The organism is Paenibacillus sp. EKM206P, from assembly GCF_011066155.1.
GTDB classification, from domain to species: Bacteria; Bacillota; Bacilli; order Paenibacillales; family Paenibacillaceae; genus Paenibacillus; species Paenibacillus polymyxa_D.
Window position 1 is genome coordinate 1 of record NZ_JAAMNQ010000012.1, and the last position, 21513, is coordinate 21513.

24 protein-coding genes are annotated in these 21513 nt (G+C 47.0%); 16 read left to right on the top strand and 8 right to left on the bottom strand.

Features of this window, described 5'->3' with window-relative positions; genetic code table 11:
• Positions 1–126: 126 nt before the first annotated feature.
• The 9 genes from G9G53_RS20390 to G9G53_RS20430 all read left to right on the top strand — a co-directional run bounded on the left by G9G53_RS20390 (position 127) and on the right by G9G53_RS20430 (position 7514).
• On the top strand, positions 127–537 hold the full coding sequence (locus G9G53_RS20390) for an HAD family hydrolase (protein WP_238437971.1): 411 nt from the start codon (positions 127–129) through the stop codon (positions 535–537).
• 175 nt (positions 538–712) lie between these two features.
• Complete coding sequence (locus tag G9G53_RS20395; protein WP_165149917.1) at positions 713–1459, top strand: SDR family NAD(P)-dependent oxidoreductase; 747 nt, start codon at positions 713–715, stop codon at positions 1457–1459.
• 160 nt (positions 1460–1619) lie between these two features.
• The gene (locus G9G53_RS20400; RefSeq protein ID WP_019685981.1) at positions 1620–1967 is read left to right on the top strand and encodes a winged helix-turn-helix transcriptional regulator; all 348 of its coding nucleotides are present in this window, start codon (positions 1620–1622) and stop codon (positions 1965–1967) included.
• A gap of 513 nt (positions 1968–2480) precedes the next feature.
• Entirely contained in the window at positions 2481–3158 is a 678-nt protein-coding gene (locus G9G53_RS20405) for a TetR/AcrR family transcriptional regulator (RefSeq protein WP_165149919.1), read from the top strand.
• 99 nt (positions 3159–3257) lie between these two features.
• Positions 3258–4115 (top strand): transporter substrate-binding domain-containing protein, encoded by an 858-nt coding sequence (locus G9G53_RS20410; RefSeq protein ID WP_165149921.1) that lies wholly within the window; start codon positions 3258–3260, stop codon positions 4113–4115.
• An 85-nt stretch (positions 4116–4200) separates the two neighbouring features.
• Positions 4201–4848 (top strand): amino acid ABC transporter permease, encoded by a 648-nt coding sequence (locus G9G53_RS20415; protein WP_165149923.1) that lies wholly within the window; start codon positions 4201–4203, stop codon positions 4846–4848.
• 14 nt (positions 4849–4862) lie between these two features.
• Positions 4863–5612 (top strand): amino acid ABC transporter ATP-binding protein, encoded by a 750-nt coding sequence (locus G9G53_RS20420; protein ID WP_080710711.1) that lies wholly within the window; start codon positions 4863–4865, stop codon positions 5610–5612.
• Between the two features lie 54 nt (positions 5613–5666).
• On the top strand, positions 5667–6092 hold the full coding sequence (locus tag G9G53_RS20425) for an OsmC family protein (protein WP_039272373.1): 426 nt from the start codon (positions 5667–5669) through the stop codon (positions 6090–6092).
• A gap of 183 nt (positions 6093–6275) precedes the next feature.
• Complete coding sequence (locus G9G53_RS20430) at positions 6276–7514, top strand: serine hydrolase (protein WP_165149925.1); 1239 nt, start codon at positions 6276–6278, stop codon at positions 7512–7514.
• A 63-nt stretch (positions 7515–7577) separates the two neighbouring features.
• On the opposite strand, the gene G9G53_RS20435 is transcribed toward G9G53_RS20430, so the two are convergent.
• From G9G53_RS20435 to G9G53_RS20455, 5 genes are all read right to left on the bottom strand, one after another.
• Positions 7578–8555 (bottom strand): FecCD family ABC transporter permease, encoded by a 978-nt coding sequence (locus G9G53_RS20435; protein WP_039272375.1) that lies wholly within the window; start codon positions 8553–8555, stop codon positions 7578–7580.
• Entirely contained in the window at positions 8552–9556 is a 1005-nt protein-coding gene (locus tag G9G53_RS20440; RefSeq protein WP_165149927.1) for a FecCD family ABC transporter permease, read from the bottom strand. Before G9G53_RS20440 ends, G9G53_RS20435 begins: the two co-directional genes overlap by 4 nt.
• Positions 9553–10533, bottom strand: a complete 981-nt coding sequence (locus G9G53_RS20445) for an ABC transporter substrate-binding protein (protein WP_165149929.1) — start codon at positions 10531–10533, stop codon at positions 9553–9555. Before G9G53_RS20445 ends, G9G53_RS20440 begins: the two co-directional genes overlap by 4 nt.
• Positions 10534–10735: 202 nt before the next feature.
• Positions 10736–11464: a response regulator gene (locus tag G9G53_RS20450; protein ID WP_165149931.1), complete on the bottom strand. Its 729-nt coding sequence runs from the start codon at positions 11462–11464 to the stop codon at positions 10736–10738.
• The gene (locus G9G53_RS20455; protein WP_165149933.1) at positions 11457–13130 is read right to left on the bottom strand and encodes an ATP-binding protein; all 1674 of its coding nucleotides are present in this window, start codon (positions 13128–13130) and stop codon (positions 11457–11459) included. Before G9G53_RS20455 ends, G9G53_RS20450 begins: the two co-directional genes overlap by 8 nt.
• A 161-nt stretch (positions 13131–13291) precedes the next feature.
• Between G9G53_RS20455 and G9G53_RS20460 the strand changes: the two genes are divergently transcribed.
• Together G9G53_RS20460 and G9G53_RS20465 are read left to right on the top strand one after the other, a co-directional pair.
• Complete coding sequence (locus G9G53_RS20460) at positions 13292–13585, top strand: putative quinol monooxygenase (RefSeq protein WP_013308817.1); 294 nt, start codon at positions 13292–13294, stop codon at positions 13583–13585.
• 44 nt (positions 13586–13629) lie between these two features.
• Positions 13630–14454, top strand: a complete 825-nt coding sequence (locus G9G53_RS20465; protein WP_165149935.1) for an aldo/keto reductase — start codon at positions 13630–13632, stop codon at positions 14452–14454.
• 91 nt (positions 14455–14545) lie between these two features.
• Here the strand turns inward: G9G53_RS20465 and G9G53_RS20470 are convergent, their stop codons facing one another.
• Both G9G53_RS20470 and G9G53_RS20475 read right to left on the bottom strand, forming a co-directional pair.
• Positions 14546–15199: an SdpI family protein gene (locus G9G53_RS20470; RefSeq protein ID WP_165149937.1), complete on the bottom strand. Its 654-nt coding sequence runs from the start codon at positions 15197–15199 to the stop codon at positions 14546–14548.
• Positions 15196–15507: an autorepressor SdpR family transcription factor gene (locus G9G53_RS20475; RefSeq protein WP_029517140.1), complete on the bottom strand. Its 312-nt coding sequence runs from the start codon at positions 15505–15507 to the stop codon at positions 15196–15198. Before G9G53_RS20475 ends, G9G53_RS20470 begins: the two co-directional genes overlap by 4 nt.
• Before the next feature lie 216 nt (positions 15508–15723).
• Here G9G53_RS20475 and G9G53_RS20480 point away from each other — a divergent pair, with 216 nt between their 5' ends.
• Positions 15724–16350 carry an alpha/beta hydrolase gene (locus tag G9G53_RS20480; RefSeq protein ID WP_165149939.1) on the top strand — a complete coding sequence of 209 codons (627 nt, stop codon included), beginning with the start codon at positions 15724–15726 and terminating at the stop codon, positions 16348–16350.
• 91 nt (positions 16351–16441) lie between these two features.
• Here the strand turns inward: G9G53_RS20480 and G9G53_RS20485 are convergent, their stop codons facing one another.
• Positions 16442–17638 (bottom strand): chromate transporter, encoded by a 1197-nt coding sequence (locus tag G9G53_RS20485; RefSeq protein WP_165149941.1) that lies wholly within the window; start codon positions 17636–17638, stop codon positions 16442–16444.
• A gap of 170 nt (positions 17639–17808) precedes the next feature.
• On the opposite strand from G9G53_RS20485, the gene tlp reads away from it, so the two are divergent.
• The 4 genes from tlp (at position 17809) to G9G53_RS20505 (ending at position 21397) form a co-directional block, all read left to right on the top strand.
• Complete coding sequence (gene tlp, locus G9G53_RS20490; RefSeq protein ID WP_013308822.1) at positions 17809–18033, top strand: small acid-soluble spore protein Tlp; 225 nt, start codon at positions 17809–17811, stop codon at positions 18031–18033.
• Between the two features lie 238 nt (positions 18034–18271).
• Positions 18272–19564 carry an ABC transporter substrate-binding protein gene (locus tag G9G53_RS20495; RefSeq protein WP_165149943.1) on the top strand — a complete coding sequence of 431 codons (1293 nt, stop codon included), beginning with the start codon at positions 18272–18274 and terminating at the stop codon, positions 19562–19564.
• A 27-nt stretch (positions 19565–19591) separates the two neighbouring features.
• Positions 19592–20554, top strand: coding sequence for a carbohydrate ABC transporter permease (locus G9G53_RS20500; RefSeq protein ID WP_029517137.1), 963 nt, complete (start codon positions 19592–19594; stop codon positions 20552–20554).
• A gap of 3 nt (positions 20555–20557) precedes the next feature.
• Entirely contained in the window at positions 20558–21397 is an 840-nt protein-coding gene (locus G9G53_RS20505) for a carbohydrate ABC transporter permease (RefSeq protein WP_029517136.1), read from the top strand.
• Positions 21398–21513 lie beyond the last annotated feature (116 nt).

Below are 21513 nucleotides of genomic sequence, written 5' to 3' on the forward strand. Positions count from 1 at the left end.
TAATCCTCAAAGCAAAGGCAAAAAGGATCAACCAGAAAGAACTGGTTGATCCCATAATACGAACGGGCAGGATAGTTCAAATACGTGGTATCATGTGGTGAGTAATTAATGGAGCCCTCTTTTACAATGTTGAGAATGAGGGAAATCGTGGTCGGCTTGGAATGGGAAGGTTTGTATAGAGAATTGTTGGGAGATGGAAACCAATTGCTTATGGAAGGCGCAATGGATGTCTGTCATCGCTTATCAAAGACCCATCGAATGTTCGTAATCACGAATGGTATCACTCACACGCAAATCAAACGCTTGAAGCAGTCTGGGCTATATAAGTTTTTCGAGGATATCTTTGATTCGCAAAGCATTGGTTATCAAAAACCGAAGGGAGAATTTTTCAATTACGTCATAAGTCATATTTCAGATGGTGGTCTTCAGTCGGGCATTGACACCTGTTGGGTCAACAGAACCGGACAAAGAAGTCCGGCAGAAATTAAAAGCACATATACAATCTCAAACTTAATGGAGCTCACTTCCATCTGTTAGGCTGTAAAAACAAACGCTTGTGCCGCCTCAATTATCACTTTTTGGTGACTATATCACAAAAAAGTGGGTACTGTTTTTCTTGTAACTTTTCCCCCATACTATCGTTCATAGGAGGTTCATGAAGCAGACAGAGCATCCTATACCATATAAATCATTATAAAAGGAGTGTAATAGAATGGGGAAATTTGACGGGAAGGTAGCAGTTGTAACCGGAGGTACAAGCGGCATCGGTCTCGCGTCGGCACAACAGTTCGTAAAAGAAGGGGCTTACGTTTTTATCACGGGACGCAGACAACGTGAACTGGATGAAGCAGTAAAGCAGATCGGAAAGAATGTTACAGGTGTCCGAGGTGACATATCTAAATCGGAAGATCTAGATATATTATTTGAAACAGTTAAGCGAGAAAAGGGACACTTGGACATTCTCTTTGCAAATGCCGGACTAGGGTCATTGCTTCCATTAGGAGAAATTACAGAAGCACAATACTACAAGACTTTCGATGTCAACGTGAAAGGAACCATCTTTACAGTACAAAAGGCATTAGCTTTGTTTCCAAATAAAAGAGGTTCGATTATTCTAACGGGATCCACTGCTGGCTCGACGGGGATGCCAGCGTTTAGTATCTATGGTGCATCCAAGGCAGCGATCAGACAGCTCGTCCGCAGCTGGATTCTTGATATGAGAGGGACCGAAATTCGTATAAACATCCTTAGTCCGGGAACAATCGTAACGCCGGCGTACGATGAGTTATTTGGCTCTGAACTAGATCATTTACTGGAACAGGCAAAAAATGATATTCCGCTCGGCAGAGTGGGGCAGGTTGAAGAGATCTCCAATGCTGTCATGTTCCTAGCCTCTAATGAAAGCAGCTATATGAACGGCGTTGAATTATTCGTAGATGGCGGAGTAGCTCAAGTTTAACCAGGACATAGTAATTTTCAAACGACAAAGATTTTTAAATCAACTTAAAGGCGATTGTATTATCCCCTCCATGTAACGTTCAATTTTTCCTTCAGTGATCCTTGAAGGATCAAGCGATACATGAAGGGGATATTCTTAGATCGGGAGATGGTGTATTGATATGAAAACATTTTTCTGTGAACTGGAAGTTACACTAGAGGTTATCGGAGGAAAGTGGAAGGGGCTTGTTCTGTACTATTTAATAAAAGGACCTAAACGGACGGGAGAGCTTAAGCGACTCGTTCATAATATATCGCAAAAGATGCTGATTCAAACTCTTCGGGAACTGGAAACAGACGGATTAATTCGCAGAAAGATGTACAATCAGGTACCGCCTAAGGTGGAATATTCAACGACGGAACTGGGTCAATCACTTGAACCCATTTTGAGATCGCTTTGTGATTGGGGGGGGAATTACGCAGAGCAATCCTTCGCTCCGGGCGAGATTGAGATTTTGTATCTGGATTAACTGTCGGGGGACAAGAGCATAGTCCCATTTGAAGTCGCTATTTTAGCGGCTTTTTTGTTTTATCGTTTTACGTTGATGTTTTCGAGTGATGAGCAATATTCTAGTACAGGTTACTTCGTAATTAACAAGGTGCACTACAAAACTAAGGACACAAAACTTGTCTCAGAGATTAATAAGTACGTCTTGGATTATGGCAAAAGCATCATGCCCCAGCTGTTGCCAGGAGTCTGAGCAAACAAGTAAGCGGTTGAGGCTAATGACAATGAACCCATTACGCTAACGAGAAACGTTAGTTTAATAAAACAGCGGTAGTCTGAGACTGCCGCTGTCTTTTTTGTTGGCGCCAGTCTAATACTTATTTTATGGGATCTGTCGGTTTTTAAAATTTAAAAGCCGCTTGGAGCAGCAAAACTTTATTTTCTTCTGACACTTTTTTCTTTGACAAAAGTATACTTATCCTATAGGATTAAAAATACAAAACTGACTGACTGATCAATCGGGAGGAGGAAATCCATGCAGCCACGGAAGGCGAAGCAGTCCGAGATTGACTCAAATGACCAACCTGCTGAGCATGCGGGAGAAGAAACAGACCGCAGAACACAGCTTCTTCACATTGCATTAAAGCGGTTCGCCGAGCAGGGTTACCACCAAACGAAGATTTCAGATATCGTGGTAGAGGCGGGAGTAGCCCAAGGCACGTTTTATTGGCATTTTAAAAGCAAAGAGGCACTGGCGCTGGAGATTATCGCCACCGGTCGTGAACAACTACTGTCAGCGATTGGACAGGGATATCGCCGTGATGCGGGAACGCTGGCTGATATGGTTAAGGCTTCGGAAGCGCTGTTTGTTCGATTATTTGATTTTGCATCGGAGAACCGCTATCTGATGGGGTTGCTGCTGATCGGCAGCGGTGTCGATGAACCGGTGCGCCAGAGTATCCGAGAGACAAGGGCCGCGATGGAGCTGGCATTCCGGCGCAATATGGAAAGAGCGATGGAGCTGAACATGTTGCCTGCTGAATTGGATGTCGAATTAAGGGCGGCACTACTCATGAGCATGATCGAAGGTGTCATTACACGCTGGCTATTCGGTTCAGAGGGAACACATGACCACATCACGCAGATAACTGCTAAAAGATTGGCAGAAGAAGCGGCTAATTTTGAATTTTACGGATTATTAGGTCAAAGCTAGAGGGTCAACATCGCATGAATGGGTAGTTGGCAACAAATAATATAGCCAAATCACATATATGAACTCAATCATTTACATCCAGACAGGAGAGAAGGATACATGAAAACACGTAAAAAAGGGTTCTTGGTAACTATACTTATGGCTCTGGCATTGTTCAGCCTTGTGCTGAGCGCTTGCGGTACTAAGCCAGAAGCTTCTAATACTAGCAATGGAGCGGGTAGCAGTAATGTGGCAGCGAGTAACCAGCTCGAAGCCATCAAAAAGGCTGGTGTAATGAAGGTAGGCATGATGGGCACCTATCCGCCGTACAATTTTTTGAACGACAACAAGGAATTGGACGGATTTGATGTAGATATTGCCAAAGAATTGGCGAAGCGGATTGGAGTGAAACCGGAGTTCACGGCACAAGAATTTTCGGGACTGGTTCCAAGTTTGCAAAAGAAAAAATTCGATGCAGTGATTAGTCAGGTGACGATTACAGAGGATCGTAAGAAGGCCATTGACTTCACAGAGCCTTATATCACAAACAATGTAAACATTATCGTAAACAGCAAAACAAATGATATTACCAAGCTGGAGGACTTTAAAGGCAAAACCATTGGTGTCGGCTTGGGAACGAATGATGAATCTTATCTGCGGAATGAAGTACTGCCGAAGGTAGGCGATTTTGAGATTAAAACATATGATGATGTCATTACTTCCTTAAAGGATCTAAACTCTGGACGTATTGACGCAACAATCAACAATCTGTATGCTCTCAAGCCCATTATCGATAAAAACGGGTTCCAAATTAAAGCCGTAGGCGAGCCGATTAAATCGGATCAAGCGGGTGTAGCCATTAACAAGAAAACTCCTGAGCTCAAAGAAGCCTTGAACAAGGCTTTGAAGGAAATGAAGGAAGACGGCACTTATAAAACAATTTTCAAAAAGTGGTTTGGCGAGGAGCCAAAAGAATAACGTAAGCCTGTTAGAGGCGTCTGGCTCCAGTCTTGGCTTTTATGCTGACATGGGGCCACTCGTCTGAAAGAAGGGAATATAACCGATGCTTGAATTAATGTGGGAGAACGTCCCTTTTTTATTAAAGGGTGCTTATTATACGCTATATATTACGATTGTCTCTATGTTTTTTGGCTTAATCCTTGGTTTGGTTGTTGCTGTGGCCCGGTTGAAGGGGAATCGACCCGTGCGATGGCTGGCGCGCATGTATGTATCGATCATCCGGGGGACGCCGGTTTTGGTGCAGATTGCGGTCATTTATTATGGACTGGATGATTATGGAATATCATTCGGATCGCTGACGGCTGCTTGTCTGGCACTCAGTATTAATACAGGTGCGTACTTGTCGGAGACGTTCCGTGGAGCTATTTTGGCCGTACCCCAGGGTCAGACCGAGGCAGCTTATGCGACGGGAATGTCGCCCGGTCAAACGATGTGGCGTATTATTCTTCCTCAGGCGGTACGCATTGCAATTGCACCGATGGGGAATACATTTGTGGGTATGCTTAAAGAAACATCGCTGGTGTCGGTGATCGGGGTCAGTGAATTGATGCGACAGGCCCAGCTTTTACAAGCACAGTATTTGCTCTACATGCCGTTTCTGCTCGAAATTGGCCTGATGTACTGGATTATGAGCATTGGATTCTCCGCTATACTGGAGCGGGTGGAAAAGCGTCTGGCTCGAGCTTATTAAGGTGGAGATGATAGATGATGATAACAACAAACGGTTTAGGTAAACGATTCGGACAGGTAGAGGTTCTGAAAAGCATTGATTTTCAGGTTGCCGCTCGTGAAATCGTCGTATTACTCGGCCCGAGCGGCTCAGGTAAAAGTACCTTGCTGCGCTGCCTGAACGGTCTGGAAGAGCTGTCTTCCGGCAAGTTTGAGGTAAATGGGATTGAGGTCGATGCTACAGCTCCCGTTCGTGTCCGCCAAGCAGCCATTCGTGATATTCGCAAACAGACGGGGATGGTGTTCCAGCAATTCAATCTGTATCCGCACAAAACCGCCATCGGCAATGTCATTGAAGGACTGCTGACCGTAAAAAAAATGCCGCGCGACAAGGCTATGTCCATCGGACAACGGTTGTTGGAGCGGGTGGGGTTATCGGACAAGCAGGATGTACATCCTTCACGTCTGTCCGGTGGACAGCAGCAACGGGTAGCCATTGCGCGTGCGCTGGCGATGGACCCGGCAATTATGCTGTTCGACGAGCCGACATCGGCGCTTGATCCCGAGCTGGTAGGGGAAGTGCTGGGTGTTATGCGAGAATTGGCTCAAGATGGGATGACGATGGTCGTGGTTACCCATGAGATGAAATTTGCTCGTGAGGTGGCGGACAAGGTCGTATTTATGGCAGATGGTATCATTTTGGAGGAGGCAGCGCCACAGGCGTTTTTTGATACTCCCCAGCATGAGAGAACACAGAAATTTTTACGCCAAATCAGTGAATTTTAAAATAAGATCGAGGATGAATCATAGATTATTAAAATGGAAAGAAGGCCTTTGAACATGAAAGTATCTACAACTTGGCACGGTAAACGCGCGTTTACTTCGGAGGGACCATCCGGTTATTCGGTAGGGATGGATGCTACGGCGGCTTATGGCGGTGATGGTAAAGGAATGACACCCATGGAACTGCTGTTGGCAGGTCTGGCAGGATGTATGGGTATTGATATCACAATGATTTTGGATCGTTTCTTGTCGGACATTGCTCGTATTGATATTGACGCAGAAGGTACGCGCAAGGAAGAAACGCCGACAGGCTTTACAGCGATTGATCTGACATTCCACGTAGATGGAGATATTCCGGATTACCGCGTATGGAAAGCAATTCAGATGGGTAAGGAAAAATATTGTGCCGTATCCGATTCCTTAAAAGCGGAAATTCGAATGCACCTCATTTTGAATGGAACCGAAGTACCCTATCCAGCATAAGTGTTGAAGAATAATGAAAGAGAGTCAGCCTGTGTTATATACAGGAGGCTCTCTTTTTTATGTTATTTGAAAATATGACACGTAATGAAACTTTTTGTACTGTGTTTTCGTTTAAAATAGAAATTGAAATATAAAAATGGGAAAATAAACCTATGTATGAAATGCATACAGGGGGAGGTTATAGTGAAACGAAAGTGCCTTATCATAATAGCAACTATTGTGGCTACAGTGCTCATCGTTATGGGTGTGACAACAGGATTACTATCTTTCGTGCAGAATCAAGTGGCTAATCCCCCGAATACCGTCCGACCCACAACTGCGATTGTAGCCGAGGTTCAGGGTGAAACGAAGGAACAGGATGCTGCTCGGTGTTTGCTTCATTTTGTGGAGACGAATGCAGAAAAGGTTTCGATTACGATTCTGAGAGATGGAAAAAAGCTGGCAGGCCAAGAAGAGAACCGGATGATGCCTTTGGCGAGCACTGTCAAAACGATCATTGCGATTGAATATGCCAAGCAAGCGGCGGTGGGTCAGATTAACCCGGATAAGAGAGTGAAGCTGATTTCGCTGGAAAGGTTTTATTTGCCGGGTTTGGATGGTGGTGCTCACGCGGCGTGGCTACAGGATATGGAAGCTAAAGGGCGGATACAGAATGAAACTGTATCTGTACGTGAGGTTGCCAAGGGGATGATTCAATTCAGTTCCAACGCCAATGCGGAGTATTTAATGGACAAACTGGGGTTGGAAGCGATCAATCGGACGAGAGCCAACTTGGGTTTGCAAAATCATGATCCTATTTATCCTTTTGTATCCTCAATTCTGATTCCTTACGAACGTATGAAGGAGAGCCAAGGTGAGAATTGGAATAATACAAAGAATAATATTTCTGCCAAAGAAGCCATCCAGGCGATGTCTGACACGGAGTTTCGCCGATATGCCCGTGTGATTCATAACAAGCTGCGCCGTGATGTGAGTGGTTCTTACAAGAGAAACGCAGATATTAAGACCTGGTATGATCAGGATTATGACCGTATCAATACGGATCGTTTTATAGCTTCAACGACAGCCGATTATGCCTTTTTAATGAGTAAGCTGAACCGCCGTCAAGGGTTCACAAAAGTTGAGCAAAAGTTATTGTCCGAGGTCATGGAGAAACCTCTTATGGTTCTTCCTGAAAACCAGCAATTTCTGAAACATACTGGGCAAAAAGGTGGCTCCACAGCTTACGTTTTGACACTGGCCATGTATGCGACAGATAAGGAAGGGCATTTGACAGAGCTAGCTGTCTTTTTTAACGATTTGGATCCTAACACAAATGCCAGCTTGCCTGAAATGATAAATGATTTTAAAAAGAGATTACTACATGATAAATCGTTTACAAAAGAAATTAATCAGCGTATCGGTGTACAGGTGAGAAGGTAACGCAGCTAAACGCTACGGTATAATACAGCGTTTAGCTGCGATGCGCAACTCCTTATCCTCATCCTATCCGCTGCCTTTCTGTTTGCGTTCCCGTAGTAATAGATACAAAAAATATGGCGCGCCAATGACGGCTGTCACGATGCCAGCGGGAATTTCGAGCGGCGGCTTCAGACCCCGTCCGAGCGCGTCGGAGAGGACGAGAATCAGCGCGCCGATCATCGCCGAGCCGGGCAATAGATAGCGGTGGCGATTGCCAAATAACCGTCGTGCCAGATGCGGTGCCAGCAGTCCGATAAATCCGATGGAGCCGATGGCAGCGACACAGGAGGCAGCCAAGGCGACTGACACGGCTAGCAGTCCTGTACGCACACGCTTCACGCTAAGTCCCAGCCCAGCAGAGCTTTCCTCATCTAGGCTCATAATATCCAGCTTGCGCTGTAGTGCATAGGCGAGAGGTAGTAACACGATTAACCACGGCAGTAGCCCGTACACTTCGTCCCAGCCTTTGCCCCACAGACTTCCAGCTAGCCAAGTGAGCGTGTCGCTGGCTTCGAGTGGATACTTGACCAGTATATAGTCGGTCGCAGCCTGAAAAATAGCGCCCACCGCCAGTCCGGTCAAGGCTAGCATGTTGGGACGCATGCCTCCCTTCATCGAAAGCTGTACGAGCAACAGTGCTGCTAGCCCGGCACCGACAAAGGCGGCTACAGGCAACAGCGCCACTGGGGATGAGGGGAGCAGTACGATGACGAGAACCGCCGCAAAGCCGGCCCCTTTGGATACACCTACCACATCTGGTGAGGCTAGCGGGTTGCGGATCATGCCTTGCAGCAGAACACCGGCCACTGCCAGCCCAGCTCCGGCCATGATGGCCAGCAGGCCGCGCGGCAGCCGATAATGGTGAACGATGAACCAGGAAGAGGCATTCCGGTCAGTCAGAGCCGCGATCAGCTCAGAGGGCGTAATGTAGGTGCTGCCTACGCCTATAGCTATAAAAGCAACACTCAGCATGAGCGCGAGTAAAATCCACAGTTTTTTCATCGTGAAGCCCTCCCGTTCTTATGCGCTAGATATAAAAAGAAGGGCGCGCCCACCAGTGCGGTTACAATGCCAACGGGCGATTCATAAGGAAATGCAATAAATCGTCCAAGCACGTCTGCATAGGTCAGCAGAAGACCTCCGCAGATTGCAGACAGGGGGATGATCCGTCTGTAATTGTCGCCTGTAAACATCTTGATGATATTCGGTACCATCAGGCCCAAAAAGCCGATGGACCCGGCTACCGCTATGGCAGAGCCTGCCAGCATAATCACTGAGGCCGAGGCCAGTAGACGGACAAGACGTACGTTTTGTCCCAATCCCTGTGCGACCTCCGTCCCGAGGCTCAGCACAGATAGCGAAGGGGCTAGCGCCAGTGCAAGAATCATACCCACGGCAAACCATGGCAGCACCAGACGCGTGTCGGCCCATGTGGACCCGTCGATGGCTCCGGCGAGCCAATACAGCACATCAGATATTTGCTCGTTAAACACGAGCAGTCCCTGGGTGATGGAGGCCAGCAGCAGATGCACGGCCATCCCGGCTAGGGCCAGCTTGACCGGCGTCATGCCCGCCGTTCCGGCCAGCGCATATACGAAGGAGCCGCCTGCGATGGCCCCGGCGAAAGCAAAATAAATGCTGCCGGACGATCCGATATTCGGCAGCAGCACGACGGACAGCACGACAGCCAGCGAAGCGCCTGAGCTGACCCCGAATACCTGCGGCGAAGCCAGCGGGTTGCGTGTGATGGCCTGCATCAGGGCTCCTGCCACGGCAAGCCCGGCCCCGACGATTAGGCCAATAACGGCACGCGGTAGGCGGACCGTCAAGACAATGAGCTGATCCTTGGACGGGTGCTCGGTGAACAGCGCAGTCAGCATGGTGGGGATGTCCATCCTGACTGGGCCAATCGCCACGCTGAGTAGCAATCCAGCCAGCAACGCAGCGATAAGTGCAAAGAAGACCGGCTTATTCAGCCGGTCGCGTGAGGCTTGTCCGATCAATGGGAGCCGTCTCCTTTACTTTGCGCGGGATACAGAAGCGAAATGGCTTGCTCCAGTATTTTCTCGGCTGAGCCGAGTCCACGGTACCGGGTCCATAGTGCCCGGTTTACTTCGTAAACTTCCCCTTTTTTGACGGCTGTAATGTTTTGCCAAAGCGGGTTTTGCTTCCATTCCGCAATCAGCTTCTCGTCGGCTTCCACCAAAAAGATCACATCAGGATCCGCTTGTGAAATCTGTTCCAGCGTCAGCTTGACGGTAGGTTCGCTTGTATTTTGAAGGGCGTTGTGGATACCTGCTTGCTCCAGCAGTTGTCCATCAAAGGATGAAGCGCCGTGAGCCGATAGTGAATCAGAACGGAATACCCCTAGCAATACGCTGCGTGGCTCACCCGCTTGGATGCCTTCTTTCAACTTTTTCATTGTAGCTTTATGCGCCGCGAGAATTTGCTCGCCTTTTTCCTTCTCACCCAACGCATCGGCGATGACACTGAAGGATGCCAGGTTTTGTTCATAGGAGGAATTTCGGCTCTTTAGAACAATGGTCGGAGCAATCTCGCTTAGTTCTTTGTATATGCTTTTATGACGATTCAGATCGGCAATAATCAAATCCGGCTTCAAGGAGCTGATCGTCTCCAGGTTGGGCTGTTTGCGCGTGCCTACTGGTGTGAAGTTTATTTTCTTGCCGAGCAGCCCCTCAATATCATCGTCATTTTCCTGAGCTATGCCGACAGGTGTTACGCCCAGTTGGGTTGTAGCATCGACAAAAGAGAATTCCAAGGTTACGATTCTTTTGGGTGTACCTGTAACTTTGGTTTCTCCCATCTCATGTTTAATCATTCGAGTGTCGCCTGTTGCTTGAGGTGCTGCTGCGCTGTTATCTTGTGACTGGCTTCCACATCCCGCCATAATGACCGTCAGTAGTGCCAGGATCACTGCAAGCAGCATGCCTGTGCGCAGTGGTTGTTTCGGTGTTGCCATATATTATCCCCCGTTCCAAGTATGCTTACCAGAGAAACTGATAATCATTATCAATCAACTAACTGATGATCATTCTAGCAATCGGGAAGGAGGACGTAAATAATGTGGTCATTTAAACCGTTTTGATCGATTAAATGAATTAAATTCATTAAAATTACGAATGGGAGGAGGGGGAAGTACCAGGACATCAGATATGTAAGGTTTATGCATCCCCCCGTTGTCGGCGATAGATACGCTCCGGTCTGCCAACGGTTCCGTACACCTGATCGTGGTGCGCATCGCCACTTTCCACTAAGTACTCCAGATACCTTCTGGCTGTAGAACGGCTCATACCCAGCTCAATTCCCACTGTACCTGTAGTCACCTCACCCCGTCGATTCAGGAGATCTAACACTTTGTCGCAAGTCACTTTATCGATGCCTTTGGCCCATAGATCTCCAACTACGTTCCCTGCCATCCGACCGGTGCCCGCGCTTTGAAGCAAACTGTCAATTTCCGATTGCTCCACCGTGGATTGTTCTTCCTGCCATGTTGTGACTTGTCGCCGAAACCGGGCGTATTCCTTCAAGGTAGCACGCAATCTCTCAAATACAAGCGGCTTCACGATAAAATCAAACACACCTGCACGAACGGCTTGTACCACTGTTTCAGCTTCTTTGGCGGCAGTCAGCATAACAACATCTGTACCCGGATAGTGTTGCTTGATGAACGATAGCAGGGTTAGACCATCCGTATCAGGAAAATAAACATCCAGCACGACTAGAGGAGGACGGAGTACGTCCAGTTGAAGTTTTGCCTCAAATTCGTTCGTCGCGATTGCACATACGGTGAACCCATCCACCTTTTCAATAAATCGGCGGTTAATCTCCGCAATTCGCGGATCATCTTCAATAATAAGAACCTCAATGTCCGATAAAACCCGCTCATTCATGGGCGTAATCTCCTTTTGCATCATTACTCGTATCAGTTCTTTGTAAAGGAATGTATACCTCAAAAATACTTCCACCACCAGGCCGTTCGTGTACTTCTATAGAGCCGCCCATTCGTTCAGTGTACTCCAGCACGAGAGCAAGGCCATATCCATGTCCAGCTTCTGCTTTGGTCGAAGCTCCTCTGACAAACAGCTTTTCTTGGATATCGTGAGAAATTCCCGATCCGTTATCTGCAACTTCGACGATGATGGCTTCAGTCGTTTCTTCAAGCCGGAACCAGACCTGTCCGTCAGAGATGGAGGACATCGCAACAGCTTCCATGGCATTGTCCAGCAGGTTTCCGGCTATGGAAGCGAGAAAGGACCACTCCAACGTAGGAGACTGGGTTGAGAATGCTCCTTTAATATCAGAATGGAGTAAAATCCCTTTTTCCAGCGCCTGTTTCTTCTTACCGATCAGTAGGCTGGCGATGATTGAATCGGGCAGGAGAGCTGTGGCAATCGGCCTGTGTACACGATATTCCTCTGATTCCTGGGTGATAAAGTCCACCGCTTCGTCATAACACTCCAACTGAATCAGGCCGGATATGAGATACAGCCGATTGGCGTATTCGTGTGTTTGTGATCGCAGTACTTCCGCATAATCTTTGACCTCTGTCAACTGTTGTGTCATTCGGAGCAGTTCGGTCTTGTCACGCAGACTGGCAACTGTGCCCATGATGCGACCGGAACGATCCTGGATCGGCACACGGCTGACGACTACAATTCGCTGCTGGACCTCAATTTCCTTATTCCATATGTACTGTCCCTGATCTGGCCCCATCGTTGAATGCTCTACTGTGTAATCGGCAACAAGCATATCAACCAGTACATCCGGAACACCAGTCAAGTGACGAAGGTCGCATCCGTAGATAGAGGTTTCCGGCGGGAGTCCGATCAAACGAGCTGCCTGTGGATTGGCAAGTGTGATTTGTCCGTTACTATTAACCGCGATAATCCCTTCGCCGATGGACTCAATAATGGCTTGCTTTTCCTGGTACAACCGTCCGATCTCCACTGGCTCCAGTCCATGCAGTGCGCGGCGTACCCGTTGCGCTATAATCAGGCTTCCCAATATGCCGATCATCAGAGCACCCACCATTAACCAGAGCCATGCATATGTGTATGTACGAATATTTTGCTGCACATCTGTCATTAAAAAACCTACAGAGACGAGCCCGATGGCCTTACCTTGCTGATCATAAACGGCTGTTTTGGCGCGTATTGACGGTCCGAGAGAGCCCGTCGATTCAGTGATCAAGGACTGCCCTTGCAGTACCTTATCATTCATGGGGTCTATCATAGGCGTGCCGATGCGCTCCGGGTTTACATGCCACTGCCGGATGAGATGGCGATCAGCAATAGTAATAAAATCAGCTCCGCTGCTGGCTTGGACGGGCTTTATGGCCTCGTTGATACGCGAACGCAATTGCGTCGTCTCGGTCCGCTCCAGAGCGTCTCTGACCTGCGCATCTACGGCGAGGGTATTGGCGACGGTTAGCGCCCTTTTTCCGATTTCATCATATAGAGCGGAGGTGATCATATATCGAAAGGATAATCCCAACAGCCCGGTAACTACCAGTACTAAAAGGGATATAAATACTATTAGTTTTGCCTGAAAACGCACATGCCTTCACCGCCGTTAAACAAAATATAGGAGGAACGAATCAGCCGATAATCTCCTCCATACGATCCATTTTACTGCATTACAGAAACGCCCGCACTTTTATTCTATCGAAAGAATGGTCTATAATAGAAATAGTTACATAATACGAGGAGGAACATAATATGATTATTATTCATGCCGATATGAAAGTTTTACCTGAGAAAAGAGAAACTTTTTTGCAACAAACCCAAGGGCTGATCAGCGCATCCCAAGCTGAAGAAGGCAATGTACGTTACACGTTAATGCAGGATCTGAATGATCCTAACGCATTTACGATGGTTGAAGAGTGGAAAGATGCTGCTGCTGTAGATTTCCATAATAATTCTGCCCATTTCCAGGCATTTGTTGCCGCCGCTAAAGAATTGTTGGCTGCTCCGCTTCAAGTGAATGCTTTTCAGGATGCAACTAAACTGTAACCATCCCGTTGGATAATTCATAATCAGGAACAGGAGGAATAGACATGGGGAACATTGCAGATACAACTGTACTGAATAACGGAGTTCAGATGCCTTGGCTTGGTTTTGGTACCTACAAGGCGGAAGGTAATGAGGTCTACGAAGCGGTCAAAACAGCTATTGAGGTCGGTTACCGTCACATTGATACAGCGGCGATCTACGGCAACGAGGAACTGGTTGGACAAGCCATTCGTGATAGTGGAGCGGCTAGAGAAAATCTGTTTGTAACCACCAAGCTATGGAATCAGGATCAGGGCTACGATTCAACACTGCGTGCCTTTGAGGAAAGTCGTAAACGGCTGGGTCTGGATATCATTGATCTGTATCTCATTCATTGGCCTGGTAAGGATAAGTACAAGGAAACCTGGAAAGCATTTGAACGCTTGTATGAAGAAGGAAGCGTACGCGCTATCGGCGTTAGTAACTTCCAAGTTCACCATCTCGAAGACCTCCTCCAAGATAGCAACATGGTTCCTGTCATCAATCAAGTGGAGCTTCACCCACGTCTGACACAACAAGAGCTGCATCAATACTGCCGGGAGCACCAGATTCAGCTAGAATCGTGGAGCCCGCTGATGAAGGGGAAATTAACCGAGCAAGCGGACATCGTTGAGATTGCTGCCAAATACGGTAAAACCTCTTCGCAGGTCATTTTGCGTTGGCATCTGGATCGGGGGATTGTGACGATTCCCAAATCGGTTACCGCGCATCGTATCCGCGAAAATGCCGATTTGTTCGATTTTGAACTAACTCCTGAGGATATTGACCGAATTAATGGTCTTCATCTGGATGAGCGTGTAGGCACCCATCCCGATAAGCTGTTGTTTTAAATAAATATTCACTTGTAAAAAGAACCTCCCATTCTGCGTTTATCGCGGTTTGGGAGGTTCCTTTTTTAGGTTCAGGTGTGGCTTTGTCTATTTACTTGTTTAGCTTACGATACAACAAGTAAGAATAGAGTACAGGAGAGATAACGGATATGATCAGTACGGTTAGGAAAATGACTACTCCCGCCATTCCACCGATCCATGCCGCCACCAACGCTGAAGCACCGCCAAGCATCATCATAGGCCCCCCGAAACGGTGCGTTTTACGCCATACCTCGGGATTAGACAGAGTCCACGGCGTGCGGATACCGAACGTATAGTTCGGCTGTACCTGAGTCATATAATTCCCCATCACCATCAGCATCAGGCCTATTAATCCTAAAATTATAGCATTCATTTGCAGTCGTATATTCAGGTTATACAGCAGCATTCCCCAACCGGCTATAGCGAGAATGAGCGAAGTGCCTACACGCGTAACCTCATAGGCTTTTGAAAATTTCTCATAATTAGCTCTGTTGGGGTCCATGTGGCGTGCCAATCGAATGACCAGCGGGACTAGGCCCAACAACACGAGCATGATAATAGAACCACTTTTGCTCGTATACCCGTCTGCTGTATTGTTAAAGTTAATATGCGAGACTAGAACATTGGGAAGCCGGTCGTACAGCAGTATAGCGCCTATGGCGGGTGATAAGGCAATCAAAGTTGTCAAAACATCCGTCAAGCTCCAAGGTGTTCGAAATTTCATTCAGATTCCTCCCCATCCTTAATATGATTCACATTTTTCCTGGCAGGGGTATCGGAGTGGGCTATACTGAACATCCAACCGATGACATCCGCCACAACCGTTGTATGCAGGGTGTATATAATGTTTTGCCCCTGTCGTTCATCCAGCACCAGCCCAGCCTGCTTTAGGATATTGAGATGGTGGGAGATGCTGGGTTTGCTAATTTGAAAATGTTCAGCTACTTCGCCTGCGCTCATGCTTTTTTCCTTTAAAAGCTGCAAGATTGTACGCCGGGTCGGATCAGCCAAAGCTTTGAAGGCATCGTTCAAAATACATTTCCTCCTTTAGATATTTAGATAATATTCTAAATATCTAACACCATAGTAAAATACAGCTATACTACATGTCAATGGAACAAGACATCATTTTAGAAAAAAGAATTACATGAGGTCGATTGTGTTGTAAAAAGCAATGAAGTTGGCTATAATCAATTTATACTAAAAATAAGAATCTTAATTTAAAGAAAAACGAGGGAGGAAATATAGATGAAACACGTATTTCGTAAAGGAAATCATCCGCAAGCCCCGGTTATTTTGCTGTTGCATGGTACAGGCGGGAATGAACAAGACCTAATACCTTTGGCTGAGATGGTAGCACCGGGAGCTTCTGTGTTAGGCGTAAGAGGAAATGTGCTGGAAAATGGGATGCCGCGTTTCTTTCGCCGTTTGGCAGAAGGAGTGTTCGACATTGAGGATCTCGTATTTCGTACCAAAGAACTGAGCGAATTTGTGGACACAGCTGCAGAGCAATACGATTTTGACCGTAATAACGTGGTGGCTCTGGGCTATTCCAATGGTGCAAACATAGCCGCCAGCATGCTCTTTCACGATGCAAAAGCGTTACGCGGAGCTATTTTGCACCATGCAATGGTGCCGTTGCGTGGGCTGGACTTGCCTGAATTGAACGGTGTCCCTGTATTTCTGTCTTCCGGTGAAAATGACCCGATTGTTCCGGCTTCGGAATCCCGGGAGCTGCAAGCATTATTGGAGGGAGCCGGAGCGCAGGTGGAAGCATATTGGGAACGCAATGGTCATCAATTGACCCGTACAGAAGCTGCCGCCGCAGGCCAATGGTTTGGAGAGCATTTTAATCTGAGTGGAGAGCAGATTTAAATACCGGATAAGTTAAAATGTTGAGGATAGGGCGAGTAACCTGGTTAAAATCATTGCCCAAAAGAGTCGACTGCTTGTAGGCTGTCGGCTCTTATCCTAGCAGCATTCCTCCAGTTGCCCCCACAAGAACTACCACCCAGGGCGGCAGCTTCCAAAAAACCAGCATCACAAACAAAATGACCGCCAGAGCAAAGTCTATTGGCTTCAGGATGGCGGTAGTCCAAAGCGGATCATACAGCGCAGCCAGCAAAATACCAACCACAGCTGCATTCACTCCTACCAAAGCCCTTTGGATTTTCGGACTGTTTCTTAATTTATTCCAGAACGGAAGTACGCCGACAACAAGAAGAAATGCTGGCAAAAAAATGGCGAGAGTAGCAATCATCGCTCCTGGTAACCCCCAGGCCATAGCTCCAAGGTAACCTGCAAAGGTGAATAACGGCCCTGGAACGGCTTGCGTAGCTCCGTAACCTGCCAAGAAATTCTCTCGGCTAACCCATCCAGTTGGAACAACTTCCCTCTCCAAAAGCGGCAATACCACGTGTCCCCCACCAAATACCAAAGAGCCTGAACGAAAAAAGCTATCGAACAGCGTTAACCATCCCACTTCCTCTGAGGATCTAAGAAGCGGAAGTGCCACAAGCATTGCAACAAATACAATCAAGGAGCAGACCGCAAAAGTTCGGCTAATCGCAATTTGAAGATTGGACGTAATCTCCGCCTCTTGCTTTCGAAAAAGCCATAACCCGATAACACCAGCAGTAACAATGATTAGAATTTGACTGTAAGCTGTATGCCAGGACAACGTAATCACGGCGGAAATCACGGCAATTGTCGCCCTATCCCGATCAGGCGTCAGCTTCTGTCCCATACCTAGAATAGCATGGGCCACAATCGCAACAGCTACGATCTTTAATCCGTGAATCCACCCCGCACTCGCTATATCGTATCCTTGAAGCAAGAAAGCAAACGCAACTAACACAAGAAACGACGGCAGTGTGAAACCAATCCAGGCAGCAAGTCCTCCAAGTAATCCTGCTCTTACAACCCCAATTCCAATGCCAACCTGACTACTGGAAGGACCAGGGAGAAACTGGCAGAGGGCTACAAGATCGGCGTAACTTGCTTCATCCATCCACTTTCGGCGACGTATGTATTCATCATGGAAGTATCCTATATGTGCAATCGGTCCTCCAAAGGAAGTGAGTCCTAATTTTGCGGACACCATCAGCACTTGAAGAAGAGTGGCTAATTGTCCCCTTAGCGGCTCTTGCTTATTCGTTTCCATAAACGGGGCTCCTTTTCTCATATCTTCTAACTTTAATATAACTGAATAATGTAATCTAAATTACTCCATTTTATTAATTTGGCTCAGGCATGCATAAAATGATCCGATAGCGATCAAGCTACGGATTAGCGCTCTACTGAGCGACCCCATGATTAGGAGGCGACAAAGGAATGGCAAAACCAGATAATCGAGCCGATAATGTTGAACATTTGCAACAAAGTATTCAGAACACACAGCAGAACCTGCATGAAGCTGAAGGATATCTGAACGAATTTTCCTCTGAAATCAGCAACGAGGAACGTAAGCAGATCGAAGAAAAAAATAATCGTCGTAAAGAAAGTATTAGATCATTTCGGGAAGAAGTTAAGGACGAAGCAGCTCATTCCCAAGAATAGTTAAAAGAACGAGGCCCAACTTCGAGTTTCAATTCGAGTGGGGCCTCTTTTTATGCAAAAATCATCATAACCGCATTCAATTCATTTGCCCCCTATAATGCAATGGAGACGCTAATCGGCGTTGAAAAAAATATTTTATAAATAATGTTGTTGTAAACTAATTTGTATTGATGTTAAATAATAAAAGAAAGCGCAATCATTTATGAATTAGGATTTCATCATGCGAAGGGGGAAGGATATGCTGCTGCGAAGAAAAAGCATGGGTTTGATGCTTATGGCGGTGGTTTTGATGGCTGGACTGCTGCAAGGCTGTTCTTTCAAGACCGATGAAAAGGAAGGGCCGGGAACAGAACTTGTATTATGGACGTTCAATGAACTGCATGAGAAGTTTTTTCTGCAAATGGCTGACCAATGGAACCAACAGCACCCTGATGAATTGATTAATTTGAAAGCGAATACATTTCCTTATGACAACCATCACAGCAAGCTGTCGATTGCGCTGCAATCGGGGGTGGGAGCGCCGGATATCGCGGATATCGAGGTGAACAAGATCGGTAATTTCCTCAAAGGGATACCGCAACTGGTCCCGCTCAATCCGGTGATTGACCCCGAGATCAATAACATTGTACCTTCCAGAGTACAGATTTACGGCAAAGACGGTAAATATTACGGCATTGACTTCCACGTTGGGGCCGAAGTGATGTATTACAATAAAGAGATTATGGATCAGGCGGGGGTAAACCCGGATTCCATCGTCACCTGGGCAGACTATGCTGCTGCAGGCAAGCAAGTACTGGCGAAAACAGGCAAGCCAATGGCGACCTTAGAAACGAATGATCTGTGGAGCTATTGGCCGATGATCTCCCAGCAAAATTCAGATTTTCTAGATGACAAGGGCGAGTTGACGTTGGATAACGAAACCAATATTAAAACACTTGAATTTCTTCAGCAGTTGGTAAAAGACAAAGTCGCTATTCCCTCACCGGGCGGCGGGCATCACATGGAGGAATACTACGGGTTTATGAACAAAGGTGGGGCTGCTTCGGTATGGATGCCGATGTGGTACATGGGGCGTTTTACGGATTACATGCCTGACCTCAAAGGTAAAATTATCATCAGACCCATGCCGGCGTGGGAAAAAGGCGGCTATCGCTCAGCAGGTATGGGCGGGACCGGAACGGTAGTCACGAACCAATCAGAGCACCAGGATCTGGCGATGCGTTTTCTAGCCTTTGCCAAGCTATCCAAGCAAGGGAATGTGGAGATTTGGAAGCAGCTAGGGTTTGATCCCATCCGCAGTGAAGTGTGGACAATGCCGGAAGCCAAAGCCAAAAATAAATTTACGGAGTATTTCGGAACAAATATTTTTGACACGCTGATCGAAGTCAAAGATGAGATCAATGCGGTGCATATTGGACCGAAAACGCCTGACATCGCCAGTGCTGTACGCAATAAAATACTTTATCGGACACTACAGAGTGGCGAAGATCCAGCCACGGTGCTGCATGAGCTAGCAGATGAACTGAGATAGACCCCAACAGGAAAGGGAGTGAGATTCATGGCAACGCCCGTTCATACGAACGCTAATGTACCGACAGGTCAGCCGCCAAAAACTCAGCGTCCGGCCAGAAGCCAATGGAGCCGATTTATTCATTCCAGTCGTACGGCACCGTATGTGTTTGTCCTTCCATTTTTACTGTCCTTTGCGCTATTTTTTGCCTATCCGGTCATCTCGACGGTCATTATGAGCTTCCAGGAAGTCCTGCCAGGGATAACAACTTATGTTGGACTGGAAAATTATAAGGACTTAATCAATCCTACGTTTGGAAAGGCGATATTGAATAGCGTCCTGTACACGCTGCTTACACTGGTCGTGCTGATTCCTCTACCACTGGTACTGGCGGTATTGCTGAATTCGCCTAAAATGCCGGGCAGAGGGTTGTTTCGCTCCGTGATGTTTATACCTGCACTAACCTCGGTGGTGGTAGCAGGAACGATCTTCCGCCTCATGTTCGGGGAATTGGATGGTTCTCTGATGAACTCTCTGTTGGGGGTATTCGGTCTGGAGCCTTACAAATGGCTAATGAACGCGAACACCGGCTTTTTAGCGTTGATCGTGCTGGCCTTGTGGAGATGGTTGGGCGTAAATATGCTGTACTACATGTCGGGACTCCAGAACATTCCTCCCGAGTTGTATGAAGCTGCGCAGATTGATGGAGCCAGTCGTTTCGATTCATTTTGGCGGATTACGATTCCTATGCTGAAACCAGTGACGATCTACGTATTTACGATTAGCATTTATGCGGGGTTGTCCATGTTCACGGAGAGCTACATGTTGTGGAACGGAAATAACTCCCCGAACGATATTGGTTTAACGATTGTTGGCTATCTCTATCGCCAAGGTCTGGAGCAGAACAGTATGGGCTTCGGAGCTGCGGTGGGCATTGTATTGCTCGTATTTACACTCGTGCTGAACCTGATCCAGCTCAAATTTTTCGGCATGTTCCGGAAGGAGGATTAAGCGATGGCTCAGAAACAAAAAGGCTCGTTATCCGCATTGCTCGTTGTCCTGTTCATTCTGTTTGCCGGGTTTGCCCTGTTTCCGCTATTTGCCGTGACGCTTGCCTCGTTCAAGCCATCGACAGAGCTGTTGCGCTACGGCTTGAATCTTAAGCTGGAGTGGGACATCATGTCCTTGAAAAACTATGCGTTCATCTTTCAGGGGACGACGGATTATTTTCAATGGTACTGGAACAGTATTGTTATTACCGTCTTGTTTACGGTGTTATGTCTGATATTGTCGGCGATGGTGGGGTATGGTCTGGAGATGTACCGTTTTAGATTGAAAAATGTGATTTTCACACTAGTGCTGGTCGTGATGATGATCCCGGTAGAAATTATCATGCTGCCGCTCTACAAGCTAATGATCGGCATGAAGCTGATTAATACAGTATGGGGTGTAATTCTACCCTTCGTCGTCGCGCCGATCCCAATCTTTTTCTTCCGTCAATATTTGAGTGGAGTACCCAAGGATTTTATGGATGCTGCGCGGGTTGACGGCTGCTCAGAATATGGCATTTTCGTACGCATTATGATGCCTCTAATGGCGCCTGCATTTGCGGCAATGGCTATTTTGCAGGCGATGAACAGTTGGAATAACTTCCTGTGGCCGATGATTGTATTGCGGACCAACGACATGCTGACACTGCCCATTGGACTGTCTAGTCTGCTGACGCCATATGGCAACAATTATGATGTGCTGATTGCGGGCTCCGTTTTGGCTATTTTACCGATTCTGGTCGTGTTTCTATTCTTCCAGCGTTACTTTATTGAAGGAATGACGGCAGGTGGAGTAAAAGGGTAATCGGAAAGGTATTCAATGGAGCGATTGAATACAAGAAATGTGCAACGTCAGAAAAGGTTGATCGGGCATTGATCCCGGTCTTCCTTTTTTTAGATTTGATTGATTTTCATTCTCAT